The 21,526-nt window shown below is 48.8% G+C and carries 25 protein-coding genes; 7 read left to right on the top strand and 18 right to left on the bottom strand.

Annotation, left to right across the window (positions count from 1 at the left end; all coding sequences use genetic code 11):
* The first annotated feature begins 9 nt into the window (after positions 1-9).
* The gene (locus tag ACLGLO_RS04630; protein WP_492127758.1) at positions 10-1,290 is read left to right on the top strand and encodes a tRNA pseudouridine(54/55) synthase Pus10; all 1,281 of its coding nucleotides are present in this window, start codon (positions 10-12) and stop codon (positions 1,288-1,290) included.
* On the opposite strand, the gene ACLGLO_RS04625 is transcribed toward ACLGLO_RS04630, so the two are convergent.
* The 6 genes from ACLGLO_RS04625 to ACLGLO_RS04600 form a co-directional block, all read right to left on the bottom strand.
* Complete coding sequence (locus tag ACLGLO_RS04625; RefSeq protein WP_492127757.1) at positions 1,274-1,990, bottom strand: RNA methyltransferase; 717 nt, start codon at positions 1,988-1,990, stop codon at positions 1,274-1,276. The genes ACLGLO_RS04630 and ACLGLO_RS04625 overlap by 17 nt on opposite strands.
* Positions 1,962-2,648: a HemK2/MTQ2 family protein methyltransferase gene (locus tag ACLGLO_RS04620; protein ID WP_492127756.1), complete on the bottom strand. Its 687-nt coding sequence runs from the start codon at positions 2,646-2,648 to the stop codon at positions 1,962-1,964. Before ACLGLO_RS04620 ends, ACLGLO_RS04625 begins: the two co-directional genes overlap by 29 nt.
* Positions 2,594-3,505, bottom strand: coding sequence for a 16S rRNA (adenine(1518)-N(6)/adenine(1519)-N(6))-dimethyltransferase RsmA (gene rsmA / locus ACLGLO_RS04615; RefSeq protein ID WP_492127755.1), 912 nt, complete (start codon positions 3,503-3,505; stop codon positions 2,594-2,596). Before rsmA ends, ACLGLO_RS04620 begins: the two co-directional genes overlap by 55 nt.
* 5 nt (positions 3,506-3,510) lie before the next feature.
* Positions 3,511-4,191 carry a DUF655 domain-containing protein gene (locus ACLGLO_RS04610; RefSeq protein WP_492129141.1) on the bottom strand — a complete coding sequence of 227 codons (681 nt, stop codon included), beginning with the start codon at positions 4,189-4,191 and terminating at the stop codon, positions 3,511-3,513.
* Between the two features lie 351 nt (positions 4,192-4,542).
* A complete protein-coding gene (locus tag ACLGLO_RS04605; protein WP_492127754.1) occupies positions 4,543-4,887 on the bottom strand; it encodes a hypothetical protein in 345 nt (114 codons plus the stop codon).
* Between the two features lie 29 nt (positions 4,888-4,916).
* Entirely contained in the window at positions 4,917-5,225 is a 309-nt protein-coding gene (locus tag ACLGLO_RS04600) for a 50S ribosomal protein L21e (protein WP_492127753.1), read from the bottom strand.
* A 333-nt stretch (positions 5,226-5,558) separates the two neighbouring features.
* Between ACLGLO_RS04600 and ACLGLO_RS04595 the strand changes: the two genes are divergently transcribed.
* Positions 5,559-6,080 (top strand): 50S ribosomal protein L16, encoded by a 522-nt coding sequence (locus tag ACLGLO_RS04595; RefSeq protein WP_492127752.1) that lies wholly within the window; start codon positions 5,559-5,561, stop codon positions 6,078-6,080.
* Between the two features lie 75 nt (positions 6,081-6,155).
* Here ACLGLO_RS04595 and ACLGLO_RS04590 read toward each other — a convergent pair whose 3' ends face one another.
* From ACLGLO_RS04590 to ACLGLO_RS04565, 6 genes are all read right to left on the bottom strand, one after another.
* Positions 6,156-7,481 (bottom strand): ArsB/NhaD family transporter, encoded by a 1,326-nt coding sequence (locus tag ACLGLO_RS04590; protein ID WP_492127751.1) that lies wholly within the window; start codon positions 7,479-7,481, stop codon positions 6,156-6,158.
* A gap of 1,138 nt (positions 7,482-8,619) precedes the next feature.
* Positions 8,620-9,153 carry a hypothetical protein gene (locus ACLGLO_RS04585; protein WP_492127750.1) on the bottom strand — a complete coding sequence of 178 codons (534 nt, stop codon included), beginning with the start codon at positions 9,151-9,153 and terminating at the stop codon, positions 8,620-8,622.
* Between the two features lie 4 nt (positions 9,154-9,157).
* Complete coding sequence (gene feoB, locus ACLGLO_RS04580) at positions 9,158-11,140, bottom strand: ferrous iron transport protein B (protein ID WP_492127749.1); 1,983 nt, start codon at positions 11,138-11,140, stop codon at positions 9,158-9,160.
* A 15-nt stretch (positions 11,141-11,155) separates the two neighbouring features.
* A complete protein-coding gene (locus tag ACLGLO_RS04575) occupies positions 11,156-11,341 on the bottom strand; it encodes a FeoA family protein (RefSeq protein WP_492127748.1) in 186 nt (61 codons plus the stop codon).
* A gap of 7 nt (positions 11,342-11,348) precedes the next feature.
* Entirely contained in the window at positions 11,349-11,627 is a 279-nt protein-coding gene (locus ACLGLO_RS04570; RefSeq protein ID WP_492127747.1) for a FeoA family protein, read from the bottom strand.
* A 406-nt stretch (positions 11,628-12,033) separates the two neighbouring features.
* Positions 12,034-12,375: a NifB/NifX family molybdenum-iron cluster-binding protein gene (locus ACLGLO_RS04565; RefSeq protein WP_492127746.1), complete on the bottom strand. Its 342-nt coding sequence runs from the start codon at positions 12,373-12,375 to the stop codon at positions 12,034-12,036.
* Between the two features lie 190 nt (positions 12,376-12,565).
* Here ACLGLO_RS04565 and ACLGLO_RS04560 point away from each other — a divergent pair, with 190 nt between their 5' ends.
* On the top strand, positions 12,566-13,000 hold the full coding sequence (locus ACLGLO_RS04560) for a metal-dependent transcriptional regulator (RefSeq protein WP_492127745.1): 435 nt from the start codon (positions 12,566-12,568) through the stop codon (positions 12,998-13,000).
* Between the two features lie 166 nt (positions 13,001-13,166).
* On the opposite strand, the gene ACLGLO_RS04555 is transcribed toward ACLGLO_RS04560, so the two are convergent.
* The gene (locus tag ACLGLO_RS04555) at positions 13,167-13,331 is read right to left on the bottom strand and encodes a putative peptidoglycan binding domain-containing protein (RefSeq protein ID WP_492129140.1); all 165 of its coding nucleotides are present in this window, start codon (positions 13,329-13,331) and stop codon (positions 13,167-13,169) included.
* 5 nt (positions 13,332-13,336) lie between these two features.
* On the bottom strand, positions 13,337-13,570 hold the full coding sequence (locus ACLGLO_RS04550) for a hypothetical protein (RefSeq protein ID WP_492129188.1): 234 nt from the start codon (positions 13,568-13,570) through the stop codon (positions 13,337-13,339).
* Between the two features lie 559 nt (positions 13,571-14,129).
* Between ACLGLO_RS04550 and gyaR the strand changes: the two genes are divergently transcribed.
* From gyaR to ACLGLO_RS04535, 3 genes are read left to right on the top strand one after another with little or no spacing between them, the layout of a single operon-like run.
* Positions 14,130-15,140, top strand: a complete 1,011-nt coding sequence (gyaR, locus tag ACLGLO_RS04545) for a glyoxylate reductase (RefSeq protein ID WP_492127744.1) — start codon at positions 14,130-14,132, stop codon at positions 15,138-15,140.
* Between the two features lie 36 nt (positions 15,141-15,176).
* Positions 15,177-16,418 (top strand): hypothetical protein, encoded by a 1,242-nt coding sequence (locus ACLGLO_RS04540; RefSeq protein ID WP_492127743.1) that lies wholly within the window; start codon positions 15,177-15,179, stop codon positions 16,416-16,418.
* Positions 16,411-17,493 carry a radical SAM protein gene (locus ACLGLO_RS04535; protein WP_492127742.1) on the top strand — a complete coding sequence of 361 codons (1,083 nt, stop codon included), beginning with the start codon at positions 16,411-16,413 and terminating at the stop codon, positions 17,491-17,493. Before ACLGLO_RS04540 ends, ACLGLO_RS04535 begins: the two co-directional genes overlap by 8 nt.
* Positions 17,494-17,596: 103 nt before the next feature.
* On the opposite strand, the gene ACLGLO_RS04530 is transcribed toward ACLGLO_RS04535, so the two are convergent.
* On the bottom strand, positions 17,597-18,175 hold the full coding sequence (locus ACLGLO_RS04530) for an endonuclease dU (protein WP_492127741.1): 579 nt from the start codon (positions 18,173-18,175) through the stop codon (positions 17,597-17,599).
* Positions 18,162-19,379, bottom strand: a complete 1,218-nt coding sequence (locus ACLGLO_RS04525) for a Cdc6/Cdc18 family protein (protein WP_492127740.1) — start codon at positions 19,377-19,379, stop codon at positions 18,162-18,164. Before ACLGLO_RS04525 ends, ACLGLO_RS04530 begins: the two co-directional genes overlap by 14 nt.
* Positions 19,380-19,627: 248 nt before the next feature.
* Here ACLGLO_RS04525 and ACLGLO_RS04520 point away from each other — a divergent pair, with 248 nt between their 5' ends.
* Positions 19,628-19,933, top strand: coding sequence for an Sjogren's syndrome/scleroderma autoantigen 1 family protein (locus ACLGLO_RS04520; protein WP_492129139.1), 306 nt, complete (start codon positions 19,628-19,630; stop codon positions 19,931-19,933).
* A 9-nt stretch (positions 19,934-19,942) separates the two neighbouring features.
* Here ACLGLO_RS04520 and ACLGLO_RS04515 read toward each other — a convergent pair whose 3' ends face one another.
* Both ACLGLO_RS04515 and ACLGLO_RS04510 read right to left on the bottom strand, forming a co-directional pair.
* On the bottom strand, positions 19,943-20,341 hold the full coding sequence (locus ACLGLO_RS04515) for an aconitase X swivel domain-containing protein (protein WP_492127739.1): 399 nt from the start codon (positions 20,339-20,341) through the stop codon (positions 19,943-19,945).
* Positions 20,329-21,525 carry an aconitase X catalytic domain-containing protein gene (locus tag ACLGLO_RS04510; RefSeq protein WP_492127738.1) on the bottom strand — a complete coding sequence of 399 codons (1,197 nt, stop codon included), beginning with the start codon at positions 21,523-21,525 and terminating at the stop codon, positions 20,329-20,331. The genes ACLGLO_RS04515 and ACLGLO_RS04510 overlap by 13 nt, the downstream gene beginning before the upstream one ends.
* Position 21,526: the final 1 nt, after the last annotated feature.

The raw sequence follows: 21,526 nt of genomic DNA, 5'->3' as shown, positions 1-21,526 counted from the left end.
GTATCGGAGTTGGAATCAGTTCTGGAAGCATCCATAGCTATAATGAAGAAGTTCCCCCTCTGCGATTCCTGCCTCGGAAGGATGTTCTCAACGCTCATGAGGGGATTTTCCAATGAGGAGAGGGGGAGAGCGCTGAAGAGAGCTGCCGTGATGGAGCTTGTGAACAGAATGAAGAGAGGGGATGAGAAGGCTAGGAGCGATCTGAGCGAAATATCCTGTTCGCTTGGACCGGAGTTTTCCGAGACTCTCAAGGAAGCTGGGCTGGAACATAGAGGATCAACATGTTACATATGCGGCGGAAAAATAGGCGAGTGGAAATCCCTGTATCTTCATGCCCTGGAAAGGCTGAGGGAGGCTTCTGCTGAGTCCTTCATCGTTGGAGTGAAGCTCCCGAGGGAAGTCGAAGAGAGGGAGGCGGAGGTGATCAGGGCCTTCTCTCTATACACAGCTGAATCTGTTAAGTCTGAGCTGAAGAGGGAGATAGGGAAAAGGATCTCCGCCTCTCTTGGAATACCTGCTGAATTCAAGAACCCCGGTGCATCTGTGATCATAGATGCGGAGGGGGGGAAGGCAGAAGTCGTGATCAACCCCCTCTTCCTGAAGGGTAGATATCTGAAGACGGGGAGAAACATAAGCCAGATAAGGTGGTTCGATGAGCCGGAGGGAGGGGACTCTTTGTCTGTGGAGAAAATGATCGCGGAGTCTCTTTACAAAGTCTACGACGGGTCGAAGATCGTGATGCATGCTTCCGGAAGGGAGGATGTAGACGTCAGGATGCTGGGTGGAGGGAGGCCGCTGATTATCGAGATAAAGAATCCCAGTAGCAGGAGGGTCAACCTGAAGCTCATCTCGGACCTGCTGAACAGGTATTCCCCCTATGGAAAGTTCCTAATTCAGGGAAAGGGCTCTAGGGAAGACGTCAGGATGCTCAAGCTGGCTGATTCCTCGAAGCTGAAGGCTTACAGAGTGGTGGCAGTTTCAGAAGAGCCTCTGAGCGAGGGAGATAGAGAGTCTATAGAGAGGTCGCTGAAGGGAGCGGTTGTGAAGCAGAGGACCCCTCTGAGGGTTCTGAGGAGGAGGGCTGATATTGTCAGGAGCAAGAGGATCCACGACATCCGTTTGAGCTTGATCGGGAGCAGAGCATTGCTGGGGATATTGATTGCAGATGGAGGCCTATACGTAAAGGAGCTGGTTTCTGGGGATGAAGGGAGAACGAGCCCGAGCTTCTCCAGCATTACTGGAAAGAAAATGCTGTGCGCCGAGCTTGATGTCATTAAGGTTTTTGTGTAGCGTGACAGCTATCCAGCCTCCTCACAGCTCTCCTCAGGACATGCATAACTATCTTCGCCTCTCTGCTCGAGGGGGAGCTCTTGAATACAACGTGCCTGAAGGCCCTCTCGGCAGCTTTGATCTTCCGCTCATCGCTCATTACCTGCTTGGAAATTCGCGAGAAGGCGCTTATCGCTTCCTCCAATTCCTCTCTGCTCGCTTTCTTCAGCATCTGCTCCCTGTTCCTCAATTTTGTAAAGAGCTCGTAAAGAAAGATCGCTACAGAGTTGGCAAGGTTCAGTGCCGGGTAGCTCTCCGAGGCCGGAATGGTTGAAGAAATGTCGCACGCCGCCAGCTCCTCTCTGGTTAGTCCTGTGCTTTCCCTGCCGAAAACCAGACACACTCTCCTGTAGCTTGAAACGACGCGGGGGAGATCTTCAGATGAAACTGTGTTCCTCAAGACGTCCTCTTCTCTGGCCTTTGCTGTTGTGCAAACTCTGATATCGCACCCGTTCAACGCTTCCTCCAAGGTTTTCACCCTTACAACTGAGCTGTATAAGTTGCTGGCCCTGACAGCATACTTGAATACCTCCTCTTCATTGTAAGTCCTCTCAGATGCGAGGTATATCTCGTCAACCGCAAAGTTGGCGGCCAGTCTGAGGATCATGCCGAGATTTATTGAACCCTCGGTATCAACCAGAACGAGCCTCAGCAGCTCCATTTTTCTTCCCCTCTATTAGGAATATTTTTTCGAAGAAAAAGCTTCTCTCTTTTGCAACGGAGAAGCTCATCCCCATGCTTCTCATCTTCATGAAGACTGATTCTGCATCAGATAAAGATGAGAATACCAGAAGCAGCGTATATCTCCCGCTCAATCTCTCCACAATGCTGTCCAGAATGCTGAGAGCAGCTTCGGAGCCAGTAGGTCCTCCGTAGAGGGAAAGATCCAGTTCTCTATCTCCGGTGCTCTCTCCGGATGGGAGATATGGGGGGTTGATGATGATGAGGTCGAAGGAAGTCCCCACTCTCAGCGCTCCACCACCGTCTGCCCTTATAACGGCGATCCTCGAAGAAAGGTCTCCGAGGAGCCTTTCCGAGTTGAATGCAGTGAATTCGCAGGCTGTTCTGGATATGTCCACAGCCACCACGAGCTCAGCCCCAAGAGAAGCTGCATGTATTGCGATTATCCCGGAACCCGATCCTACTTCGAGAACCCTCGAGCCTCTGACCATGCTTTCATGCTCATTCAAATATTCTAGCACCATGTAGCTGTCATCGCTTGGATCGTAGACTGAGTCCGGAAGACAAAGCGAGTACCCCCACCTCATCTGTTCTCTGCTGCCTGCAGGACAGCCCGCGCCATCTCTTCGATCTGCCAACCCGAGATCTCCCTCACTCTCAATCTTCCAGCTTCCCTGAATGCCTCGCTCTCGACAACTTTTGAAGCTTGGGGAAAGAGCTTTTGAAGGCAAGACTCTATCACTTTCTTAGCTATTTTATTTCTCTGGGAGAACAGGCAAGCACTGAGCTTCTCGACAGTCCCGTGGAGGGCTCGATCATATGCCTTTCTCCTCGCAATCTTCACAATTGAGACGCTCACCTTCGGCTTCGGAAAGAAGCAGGACGGCCTGAACGTCCGGATGATCGTTGTTTCAAAAATTATGGACGAGATCACAGAAATTCTCCCGTAATTCCTGCTGCCTGGAAGAGCTGCTATCCTTTCAGCTACTTCCCTCTGAACCCCGAGAACTGCTGCATTGATGCTGTTGTTTCTAGCTATCGATAGAATGATTGGGACGGAGAGATAGAAAGGGGTGCTCGATACAACCATGGGGATCCTGGACCTCTCCAGAAGGAAAAGGCCGTCCCCCAGGATAAGGGCTGCGTTCTCTGACCTGATATATCTGGAGGCGAGCTCGAACAGCCTGGGATCCTTTTCCACGGAGATTACCAGACCCTTCGAACCCCTCGAGAGAAAGGCTGTCAGTATTCCAGTTCCAGTCCCTATTTCGAGCAGATCCCCGCCCTCTGAAGTTGCTGCCCTGCTCATTTCATCAGCATATTCCCTGCATACTGTGAAGTTCTGCCCGAGCTTATCTGAAGGCCTTATCCCAGCTTCCTTTAAAAGCTCCACAGTGATCTTTCTGAGCTGAAACGAAGAAGCTTCCAGAATGCTCTTTTCGAGCTGGGATAGGAGAAGAGTTGGCATGGCTGTCTTGACCTGCTTGCAAGGCAAAGAAATCAATCGGAATATATCAAATCTAGGATCCTCAAGTATACTGCCTCGCTCTCTGAAGCTTTCGGCTTTACGAAGAGATAGTACCTCTCCCCGCCCTCCATCTCCTTAACTATCCTGCTGGCAATTATGTTCTCGATGCCGTGCAGCTTCACACCTCTGAGGGCTATCCTTTCCTCCAGGTCTCTCAGCGATTTGAAGGGGGACTTCTTTCTTTCCTCAAGGATGATGTTCAAAGTTTTCTTGCCGATTCCTGGGAGGAGCTCAAGAGAGTGCATCCTCAGAGTAATGGGTCCGGCTATGTTGAAGAGCTTGGCGAAAGCTTCTTCATTTTCCCTGATGATATTGGCAAGGACCGCTGGGAGGTTTGACTTTGAAACTGTGGTGAGGTCTGAATACTCGATTGGGCCCACAATAGACTTTATGGGCCCCCTCCCTATGTAGTCAGGTCCGATGTATATCTTTTCGCCTATCTCGAACTGCTCTCCTTCTGGAACTACCAGCTCCACAAGAGTGAAGTATCTCGTTCCCACAGCCTGAGCCACTGGGGCTCTCCTGTGCTCAACATGCTTGTCGAACGGATTTCCCTGAGGAAGGTAGTCCAAGATCGCTGCTGTGTCATCGGGTATTTCCCTCTTCCTGCTCGAAAATCTAGAAGGCTTTCCCTCGCCTGGTCCTCTGTACATCACTCATTTCACCATCCATGCGAATTCAGTTGATGTGACCCTTCATTTTTCGAACGAGCGCCGAAAATTCAAAAAGCATACCAATCCGCTCGCTAAAGCTCATGCAAGATCACGACATATGATTACGATTTTCCTCATATTTTAGCTTATCACCAGCTCTGTCTCAGGTTTCGAAAGAGCTTTCCGAGCCACAGGAGCGACTGCTTCTTTTGGAAAAGGAATGCAATCATGAATGGGCACATTTGTTCGCCTTCAGACTGTTCATCGAAATTTCTACAGATGCTCCACCGTTCTTCAAAAAGCGTTCAGGCAATGCAGAATTCTCGTCCTGTCAAATTATTCGATGTATATCTATTTTTCAAGGCATTTCGAAAGGATCTCAGCGATCTTCTTAGTGGCTTCTATCGGCATGGTTTGCTTTTCTGGAGGAAGCAGCGCCCTTATTTCTGCTTCTTCGGTTGGAAGCGTGTTGATGAGCATTATGGCTGTCTCCCTCTCTATTCCGTTGTCCAGAAGCTCTTGAAGCACTTCCCTCGACTTTTCATAGCTGCATTGAGAAGTCACGATCGATAGAAACTCTTCCGTTCTCGAGAGCATCGGATTCTGCTGCTCACTCCCGCTCATGAGCTTCTCCTTGAGGATCTTCGCAGCCTCGTAATTGTCTACCGGTCTGATCTCGAGAATTTTCCTCGCCAATTTGACCATCTCGCTATATGTTCAGAAGATCAAGCTACCTCGCTCTGAAGAGGCTTGAGGTGCTCCGGCCGGACGAAGAATGTTTTCTTAACACTACCTTCATACAGAACTGCTATGTAAGCCCTTCCCCTCTTCCCGACTATTTCTACAGTTCTTCCCTGATATCTCCTGTGAGGCATGCCGCTGTGAACTGAGGGGTTGATGTTTATTACTGCTTTATCACCGGGCTTGTACTCTATCATTAGGAGGCTCAAAGGAGGTACACCGCCCTTTTCCCTCACGCTCTTTCTCAATAGCTTTCTAGTCCTGTGCCTCAGCCCTCTTGGAGCTCTTACCATTTGAGATCACATCCTCATCGTTGACAGCTGCTACACTTAAACTGCACTTGGAAGAATGGCTGAAAACCGTTTAATAACATTTGTGCTTTTTCGCCAAACTGCCCAGCAGCAATTCCCTCGCTTCCCCTGTCTTCATAACTATATAAATCCCGTACGGTGCTCTTCAAAGCATGATGGTCGGCTTTCCATCATCTCCAAGGATAGCTGGAATGCTATAGGAATTAGAAATGCTTTTAAAAGCAACCACTGAATAACTGAAGGATGCCCAGCTGGGAAAAATCTTAATTAACTTAATTGAGCAAAGACAGGGAAAGCTGTGAGAGTTGATCCGTAATGCCAATGAGACCAGCGCGATGCTACACGCACTTCAGCTCGCCTCCATATACTAGGAAAGAATACATCCCTGGGGTCCCTCAGCCAAAAATATCGAAGTTTGAGATGGGTAATCCGAGGCTCGATGCGGATTACATTGTAAAGCTCATTGTAACGGAAGACGGCCAGATAAGGCACAATGCGCTCGAAGCAACGAGGGTTGCTGCTCACAAGCTTTTGAGCTCTGAAGCGGGCGAGGAGAACTTCTATCTTCGAGTCGTGAGATACCCTCACCACGTGCTGAGAGAGAACAAAATGATGGCCTTCGCTGGAGCAGACAGACTTCAAGATGGAATGAGGCTGTCATTCGGAAAGCCCATAGGCACGGCTGCGAGAGTCTACAAAGGCTATGAAATTTTGGAGATAAAGGTGAAGAAGGAGCATTTGGAGCTCGCCAAGAGGGCAGCCAAAGTAGCCTCTTCGAAGATACCGCTTCCTTCGAAGATTTCGATCGAGCAAATACCCAAAAATAGCAACTCCTAGCCCTTCCTCTTTTTGATTAAAAAACTCGGGGGAAGCTTTTCCCGCCTTTATTGAGGAACCGAATTTTTTGGAAAATCAGAGCAGGTAGATGAACAGAAGATACACTACCAGGTTCACGGCAGTCACAACCGATCCGATCTTGAGAAATGTGCCAAATTTTATTGTTGTGTTGTACCTGCTCTCTACTACTTCAAGTATTATTATGTTGGAAGCAGCACCGAATAGGGTGAGGTTTCCAGCGATCGTCGAAGACATTGCCAGAGAGATCCAGGCCTTCACGTCTCCTCCGCTGTATCCAAGAAGCTTCATATATTCTGTGAACAGCTTCACAAAGGGGACATTGCTCAGCAGCTGACTGAGCGAAATAGAAGCGAGAGAAATTGCGATGGGCTCCATGTTTGGGGAAGGCCTTGCGGGCATTATTCGCGAGATGAAGTCCTCATATACGCCGCTGTTCCAGACTCCCTGCATAGCAATGAACATGACGATGAAAAACATAATGGTTCCCCAATCTATCTCCTTCACCAGCTTCCTCGGTTCATCAATGAAGAAGTACATCGCGGAGGCAACCAAGAATGGAATGAAGCCTATTTCTTCTATGTGAGGCTCCCCCTTCAGCCGAAGAATGTCGTTCACCAGCATCAAAATCACAACTGAGAGAAGGGAGACAGCGGAAATTGCAGCATCCTTTTTGCTCTTCAGGCTCTCTTCTGGAATCAGCCCAAGCTCCAGCTTCCTCCATTTGATTCTGTAGAACCTGGAAATGATCAGGGATGTGATGAGCAGATTCAAAAGCGAAGGGATGAACAAATAGTAGATGAAGGAAATGAAGGGAGATTTCATCCCAGAGCTTATGGAGATGAGCACGTTCTGCGGATTGCCCATAGGAGTGGCGACAGAACCTATGGTGATCGAGAAGGCGAGGAGCAGAAGGAGAGGTTCAAGAGGCAACCCCGTGGCCCTTGAAATTGTGTAAACAATGGGGGGGCCCATGATCGCTATTGTGTCGTTTACTGCGAAGGCGGCCATGAGCCCGAACATGAGCGATGACAGAATCATCAAGGTAAGGGTGGACTTGACCCTGCTGACCACCCAGTAGGAGATCATGCTGAGCAGCCCGGAGCTCTCGGCGAGGGCAACAATGCTGAACATCCCTATTAGGAAGAAAATCACATTGAAGTCGATGACCGAGGGTATTTCATCTATTTTGACGAGCTTCCCTACAACGCTCAGAAATGCGAGGAATGACATGAAGGCCCAAACAGGCATCTTTGGATTTCTCGACCTCAGTATCAAGAATGAAACAAGCATGACAAGAAGGACAATGCCAAGCAGATATTGCTGGTTCAATCCGACCTCTCCTCCACTCTGAAGGATCATTGCTCTCTTCAGGTAGCTCACAGGGTTCCGCGTATATTAGGATTTTCATCAAAAAATGCTTGTCTTTAGAGAAGGTCGGCTGAAAAATCGAGCTTTTCTAAAGAAGGATTTTAAAAAGAGTTTTGTTCAAGAGGAAATGACCCAGAAAGACCTCGTGTCCAAGAATCTGCTATCGCCTAGGCTTACTACCCTCGCTTTATAGCCCGGGTACCAGGAACCTGCTTTTATGGTCAGAGTGCCTTGAGGGGAGGGGGGCAAGGTGACTCCCAACGAAACGTTTGCTTTGGGAAGTGCTACATAAACACTGAAGACGTATGTGCTGCCTCCCGTAACAGGAATCGTACTTTCACGATTTTGCAGTGTGTCGGTATATACTACTCCGCTCAGAGGCTGGCCCTCCCAGCTGTACTGGACTTCACTCCAGCGTTGTGGTATCTGTCGAGGTGTGTACTGCATTTACTACCTCTATAACTCCGGGGCCGCTCCCAACGAGGTATGAGTGCTGGTACTTGAATTCGAACTGCAGTTCTGTAATCTGCGGGCTGCTGATGTAGTTAGGTATCCCGCATCTTTGAACGAGGATTATTTTTATGTAGTCAGCATCATACGACCTGGTTCCAGGGTGTCTGTGGAAGCGCCCGCTTACTCTGTATCCCTAAATCATAACGGATAGCTGTACTGGACAGATGTGCTGTAGCTGATGAAGAACTTCAGCATTGTGGTATAACAAATATAGTTGTAACTACCATAACCTCAAAGAAACTTTTCAAGACAGAATTACTGAAGAGCAGCGTTCTCAGCATACAAGCGGATCCATGGATAAGATCATAGTTAACAACTGAGACCACTACAGGAGGAACCATGACAAGATGTTTAGTCACAAATTCGTATAGGTCCAGGCTTACCCCAACCCCTTAAGTCATCGCAAACCGATGCCAACCGATGGTCCCGTTAGAAGGGGCAAGATGAGGGAATACTCTTGGATTTCTTCGGGTCACTCTGCGAGGATTTTGCGGTAGCTTAGTTATACCGGTATGTTGTGAAGAAGGCTTCGAAGCAAGACTTGCGCAGTAGGACGCCCTTCCAGTTCTGATTTTTGTGTAAAAATAGCCCAGAGGAATTTGAAAATTGTGAAAAATAATGCTATAATTGTTTGCTTTCAGTAGCTTAGACTCCTGAGAATTTCTCTGATACTCTCAGCAGAGAGGTAAAGCGGTAACAATAGTGCACCAAGGATCATATGAGGTGCTATACCCCATGGGTCGCTTGCTAAACTCCAACCCGTAGCCTCGCCACCTAGGAGCAGAGGGTAGTAGGCACCAAGGATGTCTGCAAGCAACATTAATACGTTGAGAATCATCAGCAACACTCCGAAAGCCCAACCGGCAAAGAGGAAGCTTGCTGCTTTCACATAGTTCTCCCTGCTATATAGGTAGACTGCTCTCACGAGTATTAATCCCACCAGCATGAGCACCAAACCGGAGAAAGGATCGGGGAAAGTGTTAGGCACGCAAATATCCAGGACTCTGATGCACAGCTCAACATGATCCCCCAGCCATGGGAGCCACCACGCCGCCAACCCATTGTAAAGTTGCAACAACCCGTAGAGGAGGTACAGCGTTGCCATAGCTAGGGCATATGCTCGGCTCCACTTGCTTAATTTCATCGCCCTCTGTGTAAGAGCCCCGGCCATAGCGCTACACCCCTAAAAGACGACCTGCATTCAGTACAAGCCAGGCCATGCCGTAGGCCAGCAAGATCTCGTAGGTGACCGTAAATAACGCCCACTTCGCACCGGCCTCCTGTTTTATCGCCGCGATCGTTGCTATGCATGGAACGTAGATGAGTATGAATACCATATAGGCATAAACCGTCAGCGGATCGTGTGTCGAGGCTATCACGGTAGCAATCTTGTCCTCACTGGCGCCGTAGAGTAGGGCAAGTGCACCGAGCACAATCTCCTTGGCCACAAAGCCGAAAACTGCAGCCACAACGAACCTCCAGTCCCAGCCGAGCGGGGTGAAAATAAACTGCACGCTTCTTCCTATGGAGGCAATAATGCTATCCTCAACATTCTCTGTGAACGTTAGGTTGGACGTGAAGACTGCAAGCAAACCGAGAACCAGTATACCGGGGAATATTACCTTTCCCGCCTTCGTGAAAAAGAGCTTAGCCCTACTCCACGCCTTGGACAGGGCTACACGCGGCATAGGCATCAGATACTGTGGTAGCTCTATGATGAAGGCTGTTGACTCTCCCCTTAGCACAGTCTTCCTGATCACGATGGCTACGAGGAGGGATAAGAGGATGCCAAGCACATAAAGGGATAGGAGGACATCACCCGCAGTTCTCCCCCAAAGGGCTGAGGCAATGGCCGCGAAGAAAACAAACCTAGCTCCGCACAGCATCAAGGGGTTTGTAACAATTGCAGCGATTCTATCCTTTTCGTCCGGTATTGTCCTCGTGGAGTACACCGCCGGTACGTTGCACCCGAACCCCAGTATCATAGATATTATAGCTCTGCCAGGGAGGCCGAATTTCCCCAGTATCTTATCAGTTAGGAACGCCGCCCTGGCCATGTACCCGGAGTCTTCAAGCATCGAGAGAGCAAAGAATAGAGTGAATATGAGCGGGACGAAGCTGAGCACGGTCCCCATCCCGTTTAAGACTCCATAGTCGCCGAAGAGCAGGTAGTCAAGCCATGTGACTCCTGTAGCACCAGAGAGCATTTGGGCTATCCACGCGAAAGCGTCGCCGAGGAAATCGTTGAAAGGAGCTGAAATGTTGAAGGCAAACTGGAACATAACCCACATTATGGCAAAGAATATGGGGATGCCGAAGGCAGTATCCAGGAACGCCTGATCCAGCACATCGGAGACTGTTACCGCCCTAGCCTTTACGACTGCTCCCTCAAGGATGTTCTCAATAACCCTGTATCGCTCTTCCGCAAAAACGGTCTCGGGATCCCCCAGCTCCCTTGCAAAATCACTTCTTATTGCTTCAATTCTCCTCATAACTTCATCCCCCACTAGAGCTTTCACACGGCTGGCTACCTCTTCGTCGCCCTCCAGTAGCTTGATAGCAACCCACCTGTATGTCAGCTCGCTTGGAAGCTTGCCGCGCAAGAGCTCCATGACCTCGCTTATGTACTTCTCCACACTCGAGCTGTACTTTACTGTCCAGCGTACAGGTTGATTGAAAGCAGCCAATACTGCTTCACAGAGCTCTCCCATCTCCTTCTTCTTCGAAGCGATTGTAGGGATAATGGGAACTCCTAACCTCTCTCTCAACAACCTAACATCAATTTCCGCGCCTGAAGCCTCTAACAGGTCGAACTTGTTCAGCGCAACAATGACGTTAACCCCCAGCTCTAGCAACTGTATCGTTAGGTACAAGTTCCTTTCAAGGTTCGATGCGTCAACGATGTTGACGACCACATCGGGTTTTTCGTAGATTAGATAGTCCCTCGCGATCTTCTCCTCGATTGAATATGCCGTTAGGCTATACGTTCCTGGAAGATCTACGATGTAGATCTCAGTGCTGTTGAAGTAGCAGAACCCCTCAGCTTTTTCAACTGTTTTACCTGGCCAGTTACCCACGTGCTGGTGCAATCCGGTGAGGTTGTTGAACACCACAGATTTCCCCACGTTGGGGTTTCCTGCCAGAGCCACTCGAATCATTTGGCGCCCGGTCACCTACTGCTCCACCTCCACGAATATCTTCATGGCGATTCCTCTGCTGAGAGCAATCCTAGATCCCTTAACGTCCAGAAGAATGGGGCCTGAACCGAAGGTTTTAAGCACCCTGAGCGTAGAGCTAGGCGTAATGCCAAGCTCTAGGAGCCTCGCAACGACTCCTTTCCCAGCCCTTACATCGATCACTCGCACCTCACTCCCCTCTGGTGCTAGAATCAGGGGAATCATGCCCAACAACCTCTACAAGCACAACCTCTGCCTTCTCTCTCTGGATGGAAATATTGTAACCTCTCACTTCGAACTCGATCGGATCCTTCAAGGGCGCATTCCTCACCATCTTGACAGTTGTGCCTTTAGAAAGGCCCATCTCCACTAGTCTTCTCTTGAGCCAGGACGGCGCATCTGCGTAGCCTACAACAGTGCCCACTTCTCCAGGCCTTAAATCGCTGAGCCTTTTCCTTGTTGCAGCCATATTTAGGTTCACCGAATTTTTATTCCTTAGTTTTGGTAACGATATAAGTATCTCTAAAAGAATTAGGTAAAATGTTAGGAATACCTAAAATTTGCGATGCTAATTACTTGAAGTAGATAAAGAGGAAAAAGAGCTAGGCACTAGGGTTCGCACCTACGTAATTTCTCGATTCGCTTACATAGAAGTTCATCACCTATAGGATCCTCTATGCCAGAGTGCGAGAGCTCATCTTCTTCATGACTCCTCTATCGGGCGTGAATTCATCTGGTGCTCATCCACCTCACTATCTTCATCACTGTTGAAATCTAGTAAGCTCGTAATCTCAGGAAATATTTGATTACCTTATCTATGTATATAAAAAGTGAAATTGTTTCTCAAAGGCATAACTGCAAACGCGTGACTCGAGTTATTGTAAAGCTGAGTTCAGAGCCTCCTCCACCTTTATACCCGGCTCGCATTTAACGAACTTTATTTTAGCCTCAGCAAGCAAGTCTGCAACCCCCATTCCTACACCCGGACCCAATACAACTTCAACGCCTTTCTCAGCCAAAGTGTACACGAATATCGGACCCGCACCTTGGCTGAACTTAGCTACTTTGTTCTCGACCACTTCGAGTAAGCGGTAACTCCTACTCTCTTCATCGACCTCGAATATCGTGAGTGTAGGGCACCTAGCCAGCTCGCTCGCGACCCTATCGCTAAGGCCCTCGTAACCAACTGTGGCCACGGCGACCTTCAGTACTCCCACACTTCGACTCCCCACTTACAGATTATAACGTATTTATAGTTTAAAATTTTACCTTAAGGTATGGAGGGCCTTCGCTAGTACCTCACGTGACAACAGAAGTCGCTACGATTTGAGCATTCATCTGATAGGGGATCAGTTTTTTAGGTTAGTCAAACATTATACATCTACTATGGAGTACATTACAGAAAGAATGGAGGACTACTTGAGAGTGATATATGAGTTCGAGAAGAGTAAGGGATATGCGCGCGTAAAGGATATAAGCTGTAAACTCAACGTCAAGCCTTCAAGCGCCGTAGAGATGCTGAAAAAGCTCGAGGAAAAGAATTTGGTGATCCATGAAAGATACGGTATTGTGAGGCTGACGGTGCGCGGCAGAGAATTGGCCGAGGTTGTAGAGAAAAGGTACAATTATGTAAGGAGGTTTCTCGAAATGTTTCTGGTTCCCGAGGACATTGCCTACAGGGATGCGCACATCCTTGAGCACGGACTGCACCCCAAAACTATTCTACAGATTATAAGGTTCGTAGAATTTATCGACAAACACCGAGATCGCCCCCGCTCGATAACAGCCTGGCTTAGAAAATTCGAGAGATACTGTAAAGAAGTTGAGCAAAAAAAGCAGTAGGCGAAAGGCCAACAACATAATGTAGCGCCGTAAGGCTCTCCACGCCTCAGCCTTTCACCGAGCTCAACTGTTAGCCTAACCTAGCACAGCAAATATAGCTAAGATGACAGGATATAAGGACATAAGAATCCTATGGCTGGGGGCATTGATTTTACAGAAGCAAAAATTAGTGCTTAGGTTCCTGGTACCTATAGACAGTCTCCCACATCATACGATCATTTCTCAGTTTGTTCTCGAAATTGTCTACCATGGTCCAATCTGTGAACGGTTTTTCCATTTCATCGTCCCCGTTGCCCGTGACCTCGCCCTTGTAGAAGCAGGCTTTCTTCAGGCGTGCTACATCTTCTCGGTGATAGTGGTCTTTTCGATGACGTTGCTTGGTTCCCCGTGCTGGAGCAATGTCAGCTCCCAGATTCTGAAGATCCTCCTTAGCTCTCGGACCAGCCCTGGTTGGTCGTCGACCCTCAGATTGAGGCACCTGTTAGCGTACCCGCCATAGCTCCCACCATTCCTAGCGACAACTATAGTCACTGACTGCTTCCCCCTTCTATAGCAATAGAGACTGTACACCCGAAGCCTTAATTGAGCTCTCTAAAAAAGGAGATGCTTGAGAAGGTTTAAGCGGCAACCATCACTGCTAAGCCTAACCTTACAAGCTATCGACGCGGCTCGCTTCGTCTCCAGCTCACGGAACAGACAACCTCGGGTATCCTTAATTTTCACAGAACTCACCGTCAAAGAAGAGCTGGCCCAAGCTTACCCTTCGCCTCACATCCCTACTAGGCTAGGCCGATGCCATTTCTAGAGGTACAACTGATCGTATTCTCGTGAATTAGTAAAGATGAAAACTGATATTTCATAAGTACAATAGCGCAAATGACATAAGCATTATGGCAACAAATTATATTGCTCTTTGTTCATAAAAGCTACAATGACAGCATCTGCTCTGGAGAGGAGCTTCTGCAATGCAATTGAAAATAGAAGGAAAAGAAAACGTTGTGCCTCTAGATTGATCCTCTATCTTGGTTCCCTGGAGCTCAGCGCTTTATCTTATGACGATGCAAAATGAAATTTGAAATAATAAATTTATATTAAACCGAGCTATTCATATTTTCATGGTGCACTCCGAATGAAGCCTAAAGTTTTCATAACGAGAGAGATTCCGAAAGTAGGGATTGAGAGGCTGAAGGACAAGTTCGAGGTTGAAGTGTGGAAGGAATACTGGGCTCCGCCAAGAGATGTTCTCCTCTCGAAAGCAGAAGAAGTTGATGCCATGGTGACGCTTCTAACGGATAAAATAGACAAGGAGCTCCTAGACAGAGCTCCCAAGCTGAGAATAATTTCGCAATATGCCGTTGGATTCGATAATATTGACATCAAATATGCAACGCAGAAGGGTGTCTATGTCACCAACACTCCTGAAGTTCTCACCAATGCTACAGCAGACCTCACAATGGCTCTTCTATTGGCAGTTACGAGAAGGATAGTTGAAGCTGATCAGTTTGTCAGGACGGGGGAGTGGGAGAAGAGCAGAACGGGCTGGCACCCCCTGATGCTCTTGGGAATGGAGCTCAACGGGAAAACTCTCGGCGTGATAGGAATGGGGAGAATTGGCAGAGAGGTGGCGAAGAGAGCCAAAAGCTTCGGAATGAAAATTGTTTACTATGATTTGAGGAGGCTGAGCCAGGAGGAGGAAAGAGCTCTGGAGGCTAAGTTTGTAGACCTCGAGGAGCTTCTGTCAGTCAGCGACGTGGTGACCATACATGCGAATTTAACGGAGCAGACGAGGCATCTGATCAATGAGCAGAGGCTCAGGCTGATGAAGCCTACAGCGTACCTGATAAACGTCGCCCGCGGGGGGATAGTTGATACCGAAGCCTTAGTTAAGGCTCTGAAAGAAGGGTGGATCGCTGGAGCTGGTCTGGACGTGTTCGAGCAGGAGCCGCTGCCTGCTAGCCATGAGCTGACCAAGCTGAAGAACGTTGTGCTTGCCCCTCATATCGGGAGCGCGACAACTGAGGCCAGAAACGCCATGGCTGAAAAAGTTGCCACAAATCTTATCGAGTTTCTGAACGGAAGAATTCCCCCAGATCTTGTAAACAAGGAAGTAGTAAATGTGAGACCTCCAGGCTTCCTATGAGAATCGCTCTTTTGGTTTTCTGTGAGGGATGGATAAATGGATCATCGCAGAATCCTCGTGACCAGCCCTCCCCTGAATAGAAGAGATGAGTTCCTAGATGATCTGCTGAAAGCTGCTTCGGAAGAAGGCATAGACGTTGATATCGATATATACAGGGTTTTCGATTACATGAAGAGAGTTGGCGAGAAGTATTCGCTGAATATAACGAGAGAGAACGTGCTGGATCTCTCTCCAGAAACACTGAACAGCATAAGGGATGAAGCGATCGAAGAAATAGTGACTGAAATCAGAGAAAAGGAAAGCAGATCCAGCAGAAGCGTTGTAAGCATAGTGAGCTCGCCTGCTATTTTCAGAATCGCGCCGAGCCACGTACATCCAGAGGGAATAATCAAAGGCTTGAGCGTCAGGCACATAGAAAAGATCAATCCCCACGAGATTTACATACTAATCGATGACCTCATAAATGTGAAGAAGAGGCTTTTAGAAGATTCAGCATGGAAGGGAAGGGTCGAACCTAAGCTCAGCGTTCTGGCAGCCTGGAGAAAAGAAAGCATAGATCTCGTTCTCGATTACATTAGGGAGATACAGAGCAAATACGACGGCAGGAAAATTGAATGGCTTGTCTTCAGCGTAAATCATCCTGTCAAGACCTTTCTTGAGCTCCTCCTCAAGGAAAAGCCGAAAGTATACTTGAGCTTCCCCATCACAGGCATTCCTCTCGAAGTTGTTGAGAGAGAGATCTCGAAGTTTTCATCGATGATATCCAAGTACTTCGTCGTGTTGAATCCCCTCACAATAAAGGACTGGGACCTCATAACTGAGTTCGAGGCAGCTTTCAGCGGAGATGAAGACTCCATAGAGATCAACGGAATCAGACTGAAGCTGGACGAAGTTCAGGAATCAATCGATTTAATCAGGTCTCAGGTAGTGGAGAGAGACATATCGCTTGTGAGGAATTCAAATGCAGTGATCGTATATCATTATGCCGAAAGCGCCTCCTACGGCGTCTTCTATGAAGTGATGGAGGCGGCCAGGCTGGGAAAGCCGATATATGTTTACTTCCCCTCCAAGAAGAGAAGGCTGAGCCCGTTCTTCGAATATGTCGTTCAGGGCTCTACCAGAAGGATATTCTACAATTGGAGCGGGGAAGACGAAGATAAGATGCTTGGGAACTTCCTTCTGAGCATAATGGGCGACGTCTGCCGCGACAGATGGCTCACTTGGAAACTGAACGAAAAATATAGGGAAAAACACTGTCGCGAGATCCTTGGTGCTTGAAAGGATGGAAGTCGAGGAGAGGATAAAGGAAGCGCTGAGCTGGTACTATGGAATTCTGGAGGGGAAGCACCCTCCAAAGTTCAAAATCGCAAGAAGCGTCCCGCTTGAAGTGGAGGCTTCTTCTCTGACCGATGAAGAGCTTTGGTCGCTTCACGGAGAAATGGGGGCTGAGTTCCGGGAAAAGCTACAGGAGGTTAAAGAAGGGGAGGCCACGAAAATAGAAGACGCAACCACCTCATATCTCGATCTTAAAGTGGAGATACTGAAAAGAATGCTGAGCCGCTGTGAATTTTGCGAAAGAAGGTGCGGAACCAATAGAATGGTGGCTAGGGGAAAGTACTGCAGAGTTGACTACAGAGGCCAGGTCTCCTCATTCTTCCTGCATCATGGCGAGGAATACCCTCTTGTTCCTAGCGGAACCATATTCTATTCGGGCTGCAACTTCCGCTGCGTATACTGCCAGAACTTCGAGATATCGCAAATTGTACCCCTGAGGGGGATGTATGTAGACGCTGTAGAGCTGGCTGCTATAGAAGACGAACTGGTCAGAAGGGGGGCGAGGAACATTAATCACGTAGGAGGAGAGCCGACTCCCCACGCGCATGTGATCGTTGAGAGCTTCAAATATATGAAGACTTCTCCTCCCCAGATATGGAACAGCAATTTCTATATGAGCGAAAAGCTCACCAGGCTTCTTAAAGATGTTATAGACCTCTGGCTCCCAGACTTCAAGTACTGGGAGTACTCTCACGCTTCTGTTCTCTCTGCCGCACCAAGGTACAGAGATGTGGTCACCCGCAATCTGCTCGCCGTAAAATGGGAAGGCAGCATTATCCTGAGACACCTCATACTGCCAAATCATGTGGAGTGCTGCAGCATCCCAATAATGAAGTGGCTTTCCGAAAACATGCCGAAGGAATGGCTGGTCGTGAACATAATGGATCAGTACTATCCGACCTACAGAGTAGTATTCGAGGGAGACAGGTGGAGTAGCTTGAAAAGGCGGATAACGCCAGACGAGTACGAAGCTGTAGTCGAATACGCTAGAAATGAGGGCCTTCTGCTTTTAGAATGACCCGTATTATGCGATTCTGTGGTTGAAGTCCTTTACTGCCGAAACGAAAGAGCTTAAAAGCTTCCGCGTTCCCGCGATTTCAGCAAAAGGAAGGAGATAGCTTTTACTTGAATTTTGACTGCATGAGGAACTTTCCGATTTCCTTTGCGAACATGTCAGCCATCCTCAGAGGCTCGGGTATTTTTGAAGCGACTGCCATTTTCCTTATGATTTCGCTCACAGAGGGAGATTCAGGAAAGCTGTAGTAGTATATAGTCCTCCCTCTAATCCAAATTTTCCTCGCATTCGTTGATGCCCTCGATATCACCTCCCATCTGCTCTCCCAATCCTGGAAGTGAAGCTTTAAAGCTCTCAAGATCCTCTCTTCATTTGGCTTTCTCCTGAATATTGATATAGCTATTACTCCTGTTCTGTTTGCGAGCTCTTCCGGATCTATGAGATTGAATCCTGCATAGGTGACTCCATCGAGAAAAACTGCGGCCCTCTCTCCTCTATTCACGAGCTTCCTCACGATCTTCTCGGCCGAAGCAACCCCATCAGTCCCATCGAGGGTGATTCTGCTGAAAGCGATTTCGCTAAGCCTCAAGTCAACAAACTTCACGCCTGCCAGAACCGTCCACTCGCCCCTTTGCTTTATGAACATACCGTCGTCGATTCCTACTGCTACCTCAGGTTCCTCCAATGGTGCTGCCAACGATTTCATCCTCTTTCAGCGCTGTCTCAATGCTCCTTCTGTCCGCTTGGATCTTCACAACTTTCGTCTTCCCATATCTCCCCCTGCTGACAACCCTCGCAGAGATGAGGCCCATCATATCCAGCTCGCTTATTATGTCCGTCACCCTCCTCTGTGTGACCACTTCGAGACCAAGGAGGGACGTCTTCTTCGAATATTCTCCAAATATTTCACCTGTAGTTGCGCTTTCTTTATCGCGGGTCAGTTCGAGGATGGAGGCTAAGATGAGTTTCGCGTGGAGCGGAAGCGATGCGACGACCTCATGCACTTTATCCTTCTCTAGCTCGCCTCGTGCCGCTTCCACGTCCTTTCTCGTAACTCTATCCTTACCGCTCCTTTCCGCCAGCTCGCCAGCCATTCTGAGCAGATCCAGGGCCTTCCTAGCATCGCCGTGCTCTCTTGCTGCGAGTGCGGCGCAGAGAGGGATCACGTCTCCATCGAGAACGTTATCGTAGAATGCCAGCTTCGCCCTTTCCTCGAGAATGCTCCTCAGCTGGAGAGCATCATATGGAGGGAAGACAATTTCCTCCTCTCCCAGGCTACTCTTCACGCGGGGGTCCATCATTTCGATGAGGTTCAGGTCGTTTGTTATCCCAATTATGCTCACTGAGCTGCCGGAGAGCTCCTCATTCATCCTTATAAGTTTGTAGAGAATATCATCTCCCTGCTTCTTTACAAGGAAATCGATTTCGTCAAGAACTATTATAACCCTCCCTCCGAGAGACTCGATCCTCTTATGGAGCCTCTTTTGAAGCTCAGCAATGCTCAGACCTGTGAATGGAACTTTGCCTCCCAGGGACTCCATGATGTCAGCAAGGACTCTGTAGCCTGTATCTCTCTGCCTGCAATTCACATAAGCTGTGTAGACGGGAACTCTCAGCTCCCTGGCCTTCTCCGAGAGGCCTCTTGTAACGAGCTTCACGGCCGCCGTTTTTCCGGTCCCGGTGAGGCCGTAGACAAATAAGTTGTTCGGTCTCGACCCTCTCAGAGCTTGAGAAAGAGCCGAGGCTATCCTCCTTATCTGCTCGTCCCTGAAGGGGAGATGCTCCGGGACATAGTCTGGAGTGAGCTTATCTCTGTCTTTGAAGATCCTCGACCTCGTTGCCTCGGAGAACACCTCCTCCAATATATCTTTCAGCCCCTCGCTTCCCAAGGAAACCAGCTCCACCAGAAGTATTTTTCGTTCATCTCCAGATCGATCCAATTTATTGGATAAAAACGTTATTATGGCATGGGGCAGATTCATTGCATGGGGGATGAGGCTCGATGGGCGGATGGAGGGAAACCGATGACGAGCATCTGCAGCAGCGACCCCTCTCTGCTCTGGAGGGGTGGTAGATTGTGAGCGCTCAAGGAGATGCAGCAAAAAAGGGAGCCGAACTCCTCAGGCAGGGTGCTACAATGCTCCCGTACTCCTGTCCAATATGCGGCTCCCCCCTTTTCAGATTGAAGAATGGAGACGTTGTCTGCCCAATACACGGAAAAGTGGCAATAGTATCAGACGAGACTGAAATAGTCGAGCAAGTCTCTGCCCCTCTCTTCGCGAAAATTGAGGAAAAGATTTTGAAGCAGCTCGACATACTCTCAGAAGACATCGGCAGAACATCTTCCTATGATGAAGATATAAAGCTCTCGCAGGCAATTGATGGGTGGCTCATGGTCATAGAGAGGCTGAGGATCCTCAGGAGCGAGAGGAAGAAGACCTGATGCTTCCAACTAAAGGGTAAGCCTGAGCACTCCCTTTTGGGCATCGATCTCTCCTCTTCTGTAGCTCATTGCTTCCTTCATTTCCACCTCGCTTAAACCTTCTGCTAGCGTGATGCCAGCGAGAACTGCTCCAGCTATGAGGATGGGCTCTGCTCTGCTCACAACCATCGCCGCGGGGGTGTTTCCATAGTATTTCAACGCATAAATGACGTAGCTGCCAACTGTGCTTCCGCGAGTGCCCGGAAATATGAGGATCTTGTCCTTTATCTTCACTTCTTCCTGACCACTTACCAGAATTATCCCTCTCTTTGGATCCACTTCTCCCAGGAACGAAATTGGCTTTGGATAGACGAGCAGCTCTCCCTCCACACTGTTCCCGGAAATAACCCTAACTTTTATCTCCCGCACGCTACTTCACCTACTTTCTGGAATGGGACAATGAATGCTCTCACGCCATGCATCTTTGGGATGTAGAAAAACCCCTTAGCGCTGGTTATCACAATTGATTTGAATCTTGAGGCTACCAGAGGCGAGACCACTGGGCATGTATCCCTTATTATTACAGCTCCTGCTGACTCAAGCTTCTCCACTACCCCCAGATCCTTCAGCTTTTCATAAGAGGCCCTTGAAGTAGATATCCACACTGGCACTTTCAGCTTTCTGCACTTCGACAGCATCCTGTAAAGCTCCAGAACCTCATCTACATCAGCATGGGGGCAACCGATGAAAACAGCATCTACTTCTACATCCCCCCTTAGGCTCATTATCTCTTCCACTTCCCTCCTTTCGATTTGGACTTTTTCCAGAGCATCTGCCCTTTTAACTGCCCAGTCATAATCAGGCGTTATCTTTTCAATGTAGGATAATGCGATGTCTCCGCTCGCCGCTGCTGCAGCCGTGTATGATTTGATTGAAGCGAAGCTCATTTTCACCCCCTTGATGATGGGGATGCCGTTCCTTATCTTCTCCCCCGCAACATACCCAAGTGCTCCCGCATAGGCCGGATCTGCGAGGCTGATCTCTCCATCCAATACGATTTCATGCGTTGGAATCCTGTTTTCATCCAGGTGGAGGCCAGCCATGTAAGTTTTTCCTGTCAGTGCGCTCATAATAGTTAAGGGTCCCCCTTCTCTGTTGGTCCTAGCTCCATAGAACGTGTTGGCCATGGCAACGGCGCTACTTTCTCCCCACGCAAGGTGCTCCCGAAAGGCAGGCTTCCTAATCAGATAGGGAGTGCATGTGAATGTTGGCTCAAAGCCCATGCTGAGGATAGCGTTGACTATTTCCCTCTGCCTTCGAGCGAACTCCTCCGAAATGCCCAGCCTCTCCCAAAGATCCAGGTCCATCCCTATGGGGTTCACCGTGGAAAATGTTCTGACCCTGGCCCCCTTTTCAGCATATGACTTCAGGAAAGTCAGCCCAGCGTCCCCAATGGTCATGTAGGATAGGCCGGATGCATGGACGTGAGGTACTTCTATGAGCCTTTCAGCTCCGAGAGCCTCCCCAACCTTAACTATGACATTGAGGGCTGTTGCCAAAATCTCCCCATGCTCTCCATTCAGCATTTCTTCCTCTTCTCTCGTGAGATGCAAC

The organism is Fervidicoccus sp. SLHALR4 (assembly GCF_058692745.1).
The sequence above is the reverse complement of the archived record's forward strand: the minus strand, read 5'-3'. Positions and strand labels throughout refer to the sequence as shown.